Genomic DNA, 6,200 nt, shown 5'->3' with positions numbered 1-6,200 from the left:
TGGCGGCCGCCGTAGTAGCCGCCGTGGCGGTAGGATTGGGCCGAGGCGGCGGTCGAGCCGGCGACCATGGCCAGGGCGGCGAGGCCGGCGGCGACACGGCCGATATTGGTCTTCAGAGTGCGGTTCATGACGCTGTGTCCTTCCAGGAGCGCCGTGTCACCACGTCGCCTCCATCTTGGGTCCATCCTCCGCCTCGGCGGCTGAACGCAGGCTGAACGGGGCCGTCAGGTTGTCGCAACGCCCTAAATCTCTGGAATAGCGTCCGATTTATTCACCTTTTCGCGCGTAGCTGGAAGCCGACGACGGCGCCCAGAACGGGCGGTCCGAAGGCTGGAAGGCGATCAGGCGATGTCCAGGAACGTGGCTTATGCGGCCGGCGAGGATCTGCAGATCCTGTCGTTCGAGGTCGGGACCCAGACCTATTGCGTGCCCGTGGGCGCGGTCCGCGAGATCCGCGGCGTGACCCCCGCCACCCCGCTGCCCGACGCGCCGCCCTATGTGCGCGGCGTCATCAACCTGCGCGGCCAGGTCATGCCGGTCATCGACCTGTCCGAACGCCTGGGCAAGGGCGTGGCCCAGGACAGCGCCCGCCAGGTGATCATCGTGATCGAGCACCATGACGACGTCGCCGGCCTGCTGGTCGACGCGGTCTGCGACAGCTTCATCGTCTCGGCCAGCGCCATCAGCCCGCCGCCACCGCTCGGCGAGGAAGCCTCGCCCCTGGTCGCGGCGGTGATCACCACCGAGACGACCATGGTCGTGCTGCTGGCCGTCGAGGCCATCCTGCCCGACCGCAAGGTGGCGCTGGCGGCCTAGGGCCAAATTGGGGACAGGCGCATGCGCCTGTCCCCAGCCCCGCCCACCGTCTCCAAACATTTGTTCGAACACCCCTTCCTTCCGCCCCCGCCGCGACGCTAGGGTCTCCCCCAATCAAAAGGGAGATCGCCGATGAAGGCCGCCGTTCTGCGCGAAGTGGGCAAGCCGCTCACCATCGAGACCGTCTCGATCGGCAAGCCGGGTCCGCGCGAGGTGCTGATCCGCACCAAGGCCGCCGGCGTCTGCCATTCCGACCTGCACTTCGTCGAGGGCTCCTACCCCCATCCCCTGCCCGCCGTGCTGGGCCACGAGAGCGCCGGGATCGTCGAGGCGGTCGGCTCGGAGGTGCGCACCGTCAAGGTCGGCGACCACGTGATCACCTGCCTGTCGGCCTATTGCGGCCATTGCGAGGTCTGCCTGACGGGCCACATGAACCTCTGCATCAGTCCCGAGACCAAGCGCGCCAAGGGCGAGGAGCCCCGGCTGTTCCGCGAGGACCTGTCGGGCGCCGGCGACACCCGGATGGCGCAGTTCCTCAACCTGTCGTCCTTCGCCGAGCAGATGCTGGTCCACGAGCACGCCTGCGTCGCCATCCGCCGCGACATGCCCTTCGACCGCGCCGCCCTGATCGGCTGTTCGGTGATGACCGGGGTCGGCGCGGTGATCCACACCTCCGGCGTGCGGCCCGGCGAGACCGTGGCGGTGATCGGCTGCGGCGGCGTCGGCCTGGCCACCATCAATGGCGCGGTCATGGCCGGCGCGGGCCGGATCATCGCCATCGACCGGATCCACAACAAGCTGGAGCTGGCCAAGACGTTCGGAGCCACCGACGTCATCGACGCGGGGGCCGGCGACCCGGTCAAGCAGGTCCAGGAGCTGACCGGCGGCGGCGTGCATCACAGCTTCGAGGCCATCGGCCTGAAGGCCACCGCCGAGCAGGCCTTCAAGATGCTGCGCCGGGGCGGCACGGCCAACATCATCGGCATGATCCCGGTCGGCACGATGATCGAACTGCACGGACCCGACTTCCTGGGCGAGAAGAAGATCCAGGGCAGCTACATGGGCTCCAACCGCTTCCCGGTCGACATGCCTCGCCTGGTCGACGCCTACATGGCCGGCAAGCTGAAGCTGGACGAACTGATCTCGCGCCGCATCAAGCTGGAGGACGTCAACTCGGCGTTCGACGAGCTGAAGCGCGGCGAGCTGGCGCGCTCGGTGATCGTCTTCGACTGACGCGTCCGCCGCCTAGGCCATCCCGCCCAAGCCCGTGCCGCCGGGCCGGCCGGCGCCCGTCCCGGGATCGGCTTCCGGCTGGGCGACGCGGAGGTTGTTCTGCACGTGGCCGACGCCCGAGACCGACTCGATCAGCATCTCGGCCTGGCGCTTGTCGTCGCGCGAGGCGACCAGGCCGTTCAGGGTGACCTCGCCGTTCTCGACCGCCACCTCGATCGCCCGGGCGTCCAGCCAGCTGTCGTCGCTCAGGCGGTCGCTGACGTCTTCAAGAACGCGCGCGTCCGAGCGGCGGTAGTTCTTGGGACCGTGCCCGCGGTGTTCGCCCTGGTGGGCGCCCGCGTGGTGCGGATGACGGGGGTCGTGTTCCTCCACCCACGACACGACCTCGTCGCGCGCCCTGTCGAGCCAGGTGCGGCCCTCGCCGTGATGGTGGTGACCGCCATGCAGGTCGTGCGACCCCGCGCCGAAGTCGCGGGCGGCCTCATCGGGGCGTTCGTGCGGCCGGCCATAGTCGACATAGCGGTTGGCGCCGCCGCCGAAGTGGACGCCGCCCACCATCCCGTAGTCGCCGGGCGCGTGGAAGCTGCCGGATCCCGGTCCGTAGCCCGCGCCGGAGACCACCCGGCCATAGCCGATGTCGCCACCCTGGGCCTGGGCGCGCAGGAACTCGCCGCCCCGCCGGCGCGGCGGCGCGGCGGCGGCGCGCGCCTGGCGCTCCCGACGCGCGGCCTCGTCATCCGGATCGCGGCCCTCGCCGAAATCGCGGTCGCGATCGACCTCGAACCGTCCTTCGCGATCGTTCCATCTAGTCTCCGGCATCGGTCTTCTCCATGATTTCGCCCGGCCCAGACGCATCAAAACCGTCATGGGAGATAACGAATTACACCGCCAAGAAGATGCAGGCCCCGCTCGATAACCTAAACGCTTCTTGAACACTGTTACGTCAGGTTGTCGCATCGACGACGTAGCGTGGCGATGGAGCGGCCGGTGCGGCTGAGCGAGTTTCTCGACGACGGGCTGGAAGGCGCGCTCCTGATGATGGGGCATCGCAGCCGGACCGTGCGCGTCGCCATCAGCCTGATGATCGACGGGCTGCTGCTGGCCAATTTCGGCTGGAAGTCGGCCGGCGCCTGGTTGGCGGTCAATGTCGCGCTCGAGGCCTGGCTGCAGTTCAACCAGATGCGCTACGGCCACGGCAAGGGCCAGTACGCCTCGGCCCTGACCCGCCTGAGCACCGTCGCGGCGTTCAGCGGCGTGTGGTCGGTGATGGCCGCCCTCACCTGGATCCACGGCTCGCCGGCCATGAAGTTCGCGGCGCTGATCATCCTGTTCGGCCTGCTGCTGGAGGCGCTGAAATACGCCGTCCTCAGCCGCGCCGCCTTCACCGCCCTGGCGCCCTTCCCGGTCGCCGCCCTGATCCTGGCGCCGATCGTGTTCGGCGGCTTTCGCGGCTGGGAGCTGGCCTTCGCGGTCACCGCCCTGGTCGGGCTGGGCGCCTATCTGGCCAACGCCGCCAAGCTGATGCGGGCCAACGCCCACGCCCTGGAGCGGGCCCAGGTCGAGGCCCAGGCCGCCAACCGCGCCAAGTCCGCCTTCCTGGCGATGATGAGCCACGAGCTGCGCACGCCGATGAACGGGGTGATGGGCATGGCCCACGCCCTGGCCTCCACCCGCCTGGACCGCCGCCAGACCGACTACCTGGACACCATCATCCAGTCCGGCGACGGCCTGATGGCCATCCTCAACGACATCCTCGACCTGTCGAAGATCGAGGCCGGCAAGCTGGAGCTGGAGGTCGTCAGCTTCGACGTCGCCGAACTGGGCCGGCAGCTTCACAACCTGTGGACCGAAACGGCCCGGGCCAAGGACGTGGCGCTGGTCCTGCAGATCGCCCCCGGCACCCCCGCCTGGCTGGCCGGCGACCCGATGCGGGTGCGCCAGATCCTGCTCAACCTGGTCTCCAACGCCGTGAAGTTCACCCTGGACGGCGGCGTCCGCGTCGCCATCGGCCCCGGGCCCGGCGGCGGTGTCGAGATCGTGGTGGCCGACACCGGCATCGGCATGTCGGCCGAGCAGCAGACCCGGCTGTTCCAGCCCTTTTCCCAGGGCGAGGTCTCGACCACTCGCCGGTTCGGCGGCTCGGGCCTGGGCCTGTCGATCTGCCATCATCTGGTGACCCTGATGGGCGGCCGGATCTCAGTGACCAGCCGGCCCGACGCCGGCTCGACCTTCACGGTCACCCTGCCCCTGGCGACGGCGACCGCGCCCGCCGCGCCCCTGTCGTCGCCGCGCCCCGCCGGGCTGGAAGGCCGCCGGATCCTGGTGGTCGACGACAACCAGGTGAACCAGACCGTGGCCCGCGCCCTGCTGGAGGCGGTCGGCGCCGAGGTGGTCGTGGCCGACGACGGCCTTCAGGGCTTGGCGCGGCTGGCCACCGACCCTTTCGACCTCGTCCTGATGGACGTCCACATGCCGACCATGGACGGCATCGAGGCCCTGGCCCGCATCCGCGCCGGCCAGGGCGGTCCCGCCGACATCCCGGTCATCGCCCTGACCGCCGACGGCATGTCGGGCGAGGCCGAACGCCTGATGACCCTGGGCTTCGACGGCGTGCAGTCCAAGCCGATCCAGCCGGCCGAACTGCTGCGGGCGGTGGCGGAGGGGTGTGACATGCCGCGACGGGAAGCGCCGTTGCGGGCGAGAGCGTCCTAGGTCCAACGTTATCCACAGCCCCAATCCAGCTTTGGACGGACGCACGATCACACGTGCGGGACTCGGTTTCAGCGCCTATGCTGACCGCCAGATCCCATGCGTTTCGACGACCATTTCCTTGACGAGCTGAAGACCCGCCTTCGCCCTTCCGACGTGATCGGGAAATCGGTGAAGCTGCGGCGGCAGGGGCGCGAATATGCGGGGCTGTCGCCGTTCACCAAGGAGAAAAGCCCGTCGTTCTTCGTCAATGACGACAAGGGCTTCTACCACTGCTTCTCCAGCGGCAAGCACGGCGACATCATCAGTTTCCTGCAGGAGACCGAGCGGCTGACCTTCACCGAGGCGGTGGAGCGGCTGGCGGCCGAGGCCGGCATGGCCCTGCCCGAGCCCGACGCCCGCGCCGCCCAGGAAGACAAGAAGCGCGCCGGCCTCTCCGACTGGATGGAGCTGGCCGCCGGCTGGTTCGAGAGCGAGCTGCGCCGCCCGGTCGGCCAGGCGGCCCGCGACTACCTGGCCCGCCGCGCCCTGCCCGAGGACCAGTGGGGCCGCTTCCGCTTGGGCTTTTCGCCCAATAGCCGCACGGCGCTGAAGGACTATCTGATCGCCAAGGGCGCCCTGCCGGCCGAACTGGTCGAGGCGGGCCTGCTGATCGCGCCCGAGGACGGCGGCGCGCCCTATGACCGGTTCCGCGACCGGATCATCTTCCCGATCACCGACACCCGCGGCCGGGTGGTGTCGTTCGGCGGCCGGGCCATGGACCCCGCCGCCCGGGCCAAGTACCTGAACGGGCCGGAGACCACGCTCTTCCACAAGGGCCGGCTGCTGTACGGCCTATACGAGGCCCGCAAGCTGCTGCACGCCGCCCAGGCCGCCGCGCCCACGGAGCAGACGCCCTTGATGGTGGTCGAGGGCTATATGGACGTCATCGCCTGCCAGCGGGCCGGCCTGCCGGCCGTGGCCCCCATGGGCACGGCCATGACCGAGGAGCAGATGGAGGTGCTGTGGCGCCTGCATCCCGAGCCGACCCTCAGCTTCGACGGCGACAAGGCCGGCCAGCGGGCCGCCAGCCGGGCCATCGACCGCGCCCTGCCCCTGCTCAAGCCCGGCCGCTCGTTCCGCTTCTCGATGGTGACCGGCGGCAAGGACCCCGACGACGTGCTGCGCGAGCAGGGCGCGGCGGCGCTGAAGAGCCAGATGTCGGCGACCACGCCGTTCGTCGAGGCGCTGTTCTCCCGCGAGCGCGACCTGGAGCCGCTGGACACCCCCGAGCGCAAGGCCGGCCTCAAGCAGCGCCTGCGCGCCGCCGCCGGGACCATCGCCGACAAGGACCTGGCCGCCGCCTATCGCGACGATCTCTACGCCAAGCTCGACGCGCTCTTTCCGAAGCCCGCCTTCGGCGGCGGGGGCTCCAATGGCTTCGGCGACGGCGGCGGCCGGCC

At 70.0% G+C, this 6,200-nt stretch carries 5 protein-coding genes; 4 read left to right on the top strand and 1 reads right to left on the bottom strand.

What is annotated here, in order from left to right:
• The first annotated feature begins 348 nt into the window (after positions 1 to 348).
• Both PMI01_RS05750 and PMI01_RS05745 read left to right on the top strand, forming a co-directional pair.
• The gene (locus tag PMI01_RS05750; RefSeq protein ID WP_007665139.1) at positions 349 to 816 is read left to right on the top strand and encodes a chemotaxis protein CheW; all 468 of its coding nucleotides are present in this window, start codon (positions 349 to 351) and stop codon (positions 814 to 816) included.
• Between the two features lie 132 nt (positions 817 to 948).
• The gene (locus tag PMI01_RS05745) at positions 949 to 2,049 is read left to right on the top strand and encodes a Zn-dependent alcohol dehydrogenase (RefSeq protein ID WP_007665137.1); all 1,101 of its coding nucleotides are present in this window, start codon (positions 949 to 951) and stop codon (positions 2,047 to 2,049) included.
• A 12-nt stretch (positions 2,050 to 2,061) separates the two neighbouring features.
• On the opposite strand, the gene PMI01_RS05740 is transcribed toward PMI01_RS05745, so the two are convergent.
• The gene (locus tag PMI01_RS05740; protein ID WP_007665135.1) at positions 2,062 to 2,868 is read right to left on the bottom strand and encodes a BON domain-containing protein; all 807 of its coding nucleotides are present in this window, start codon (positions 2,866 to 2,868) and stop codon (positions 2,062 to 2,064) included.
• Positions 2,869 to 3,036: 168 nt separating this feature from the next.
• On the opposite strand from PMI01_RS05740, the gene PMI01_RS05735 reads away from it, so the two are divergent.
• Positions 3,037 to 4,761, top strand: a complete 1,725-nt coding sequence (locus PMI01_RS05735; protein WP_007665133.1) for an ATP-binding protein — start codon at positions 3,037 to 3,039, stop codon at positions 4,759 to 4,761.
• A 96-nt stretch (positions 4,762 to 4,857) separates the two neighbouring features.
• The coding region (gene dnaG, locus PMI01_RS05730; protein WP_007665130.1) for a DNA primase at positions 4,858 to 6,200 on the top strand (1,343 nt) is incomplete at its 3' end.

Origin of the sequence: Caulobacter sp. AP07, assembly GCF_000281955.1 — a bacterium.
GTDB lineage: Bacteria > Pseudomonadota > Alphaproteobacteria > Caulobacterales > Caulobacteraceae > Caulobacter.
The sequence above is the reverse complement of the archived record's forward strand: the minus strand, read 5'-3'. Positions and strand labels throughout refer to the sequence as shown.

Bases quoted from the DNA above. Each gene is read 5' to 3' on its own strand.
- PMI01_RS05750 (WP_007665139.1), top strand. From the start codon at position 349: ATGTCCAGGAACGTGGCTTATGCGGCCGGCGAGGATCTGCAGATCCTG.
- PMI01_RS05745 (WP_007665137.1), top strand. From the start codon at position 949: ATGAAGGCCGCCGTTCTGCGCGAAGTGGGCAAGCCGCTCACCATCGAG.
- PMI01_RS05740 (WP_007665135.1), bottom strand. From the start codon at position 2,868: ATGCCGGAGACTAGATGGAACGATCGCGAAGGACGGTTCGAGGTCGAT.